Source organism: Kitasatospora sp. MY 5-36 (genome assembly GCF_001182915.1).
Lineage (GTDB): Bacteria > Actinomycetota > Actinomycetes > Streptomycetales > Streptomycetaceae > Kitasatospora.
This window is the reverse complement of record NZ_LFVW01001143.1, coordinates 1-1,679: the sequence shown is the minus strand read 5'-3', so window position 1 is coordinate 1,679 and position 1,679 is coordinate 1. Positions and strand designations below refer to the sequence as shown.

Annotated in this window: 1 protein-coding gene; it reads left to right on the top strand. The window is 77.2% G+C overall.

Annotated elements, in window-relative coordinates; translation table 11 throughout:
- Positions 1-1,679 (top strand): acyltransferase domain-containing protein (locus AE652_RS40900; RefSeq protein ID WP_049660994.1); only part of this gene is annotated, 1,679 nt, incomplete at both ends.

The following is a 1,679-nucleotide window of genomic DNA, read 5'->3' as shown; positions in this document are numbered from 1 at the left end:
CGCCGGCCGGCGCGCGCTGCGCCACCGGCTGGCCGTCACCGGCCCCGACCCGGCCACCCTGCGCAAGGGCCTGGACGCCTTCCTGGCGGGCCGGACCACCGCCGGCGCGGCCCACCGCGAGGTGGGACGCGGCGAGGTCCTGCCGGTGCTGCTCTTCACCGGCCAGGGCGCCCAGTACCGGGGCATGGCCGCCGAGCTGTACCGGGCCTTCCCGGCCTTCCGCGCCGTCCTGGACGAGTGCGACCGGCTGCACCGCGAGAACTGGGGCGAGCCGCTGCTGCCGCTGCTGCTCGACCCCGCGCCGCAGGGCACCGAGGACGGCTGGACCACCGAGGCGGCGCAGCCCGCGCTGTTCGCCCTCCAGGCGGCCTACCTGCGGCTCTGGCAGGAGCTCGGGCTCCGTCCCGCCGCCGTCGCCGGGCACAGCGCCGGGGAGTACGCAGCCTTCCACGCGGCCGGCGCGCTCGACCTGGCCGACGGGATGTTCCTGACGGCGCTGCGCGGCCGGCTGATGCACCGGCTGACCGAACCGGGCGCCATGACGGTGGTCTCGGCCGGCCTGGACCGGCTGGCCGGGCTCGGCGACTGGCTGCCCGGCGTGGACCTGGCCGTGGTCAACGGCCGGGGCCAGTGCGTGCTGGCCGGACCGCCCCGCGAGATCGCCGCCGCCGAGGCCGTGCTGGCCGCCGACGGGGTGACCACCGAACGGCTGGCCACCGACCGGGCGTTCCACTCCCGCCTGCTCGACCCGATGCTCGACCCCTTCCGCGACCAGCTGGCCCGGCTGCGGCTGCGGCCGCTGGCCGTGCCGCTGGTCAGCAACCTCGGCGGCGAGGTGCTGGCCCCCGGGACCGTCCCGACGCCCGAGTACTTCCTCCGGCAGACCCGGGAGACCGCCCGGTTCGACCAGGTCCTCGCCGCACTGGACGGGCAGGGCCACGAGCTCTTCCTGGAGATCGGCCCGCACCCGACGCTGACCGGCATGGGCCGCCGGGAGCTGCCGGAGCGCCACTTCGTCGCCGGCGGCCGGCGCGGCGCCTCCCCGGAGCAGCAGTTCGACGCCGCCGCGGCCGCGCTCTGGTCGTACGGCGTCCCGCTCGACTGGGCCGGCTTCGCCGCCGCCCGGGACTGGCCGGACGGACCAGCCCGCCGCGTCCCGCTGCCGACCACCGTCTTCCAACGCCGCCGCCACTGGTTCACCGCCCCCGACCGGCCGACCACCGAGGACCCCGCCATGCGCCAGGACCCACCCCAGCAGACCGCTCCGGCCGCTGAACCGGCCGCCGCACTTGCCGCCTCACCTGCTGCTACACCCGCTGCTTCACCGACTCCGAGCCCCGAGGAGCTGGCCGGGCAGGCCGTGCTGCGGGAGGTCGTCGAGCAGACGGCCCGCCAGCTCGGCTACGACGAGGACTCGGTCGGCGCGGACGAGCCCTTCTTCGACCTGGGCGCCGACTCGCTGTCGATGATCAACATGATCCGGGACCTGGAGCGCGCGTTCCGGGTCCGGGTGTCGATGCGCGAGCTGTTCGAGGACGCCGACACCCCGGCCCGGCTGGCCGGGCTGATCGCCTCCCGGCTGGAGCCGGCCGTGCTGGCCACGCTGCTGCCGGCCGCCGAGCCGGAGCCCGTGGCGGTGCCCGAGCCGGTGGCAGCGCCGGTGGCGGCTCCGGCCCCGG